Below are 259 nucleotides of genomic sequence, written 5' to 3'. Positions count from 1 at the left end.
TAACAGGTTTCGTCATAGCCGAGCAAGCAAGTCGCGACATCATCAGCATCGCGTATCCCATAGAACGGCAACTCTTCGACCATGAGGCGCGCGATGATCTGCGTGGCCCCTGCCGCCTGCAGCGATTCCTTCTTGGCCAGCAACTCCTCCTGGCCGACCAGGAAGGTGTACAGCCTGATCTGCTGCCGATCGAGCGTATCGTGAATGTCGCGCAGCCACTCGTACTCATTGACGTTGTAGCGCTGTGCCTCATCGCAAA

1 protein-coding gene is annotated in these 259 nt (G+C 57.5%); it reads right to left on the bottom strand.

What is annotated here, in order from left to right:
* Nucleotides 1–259: hypothetical protein (locus RVY79_RS20275; RefSeq protein WP_317466383.1), on the bottom strand; the 259-nt coding region annotated here is incomplete at both ends.

The sequence above is a fragment of the Chromohalobacter sp. HP20-39 genome (assembly GCF_033052815.1).
In the GTDB taxonomy this organism is placed as follows: Bacteria; Pseudomonadota; Gammaproteobacteria; order Pseudomonadales; family Halomonadaceae; genus Chromohalobacter.
This window is presented reverse-complemented; position numbering and strand designations above follow the sequence as displayed.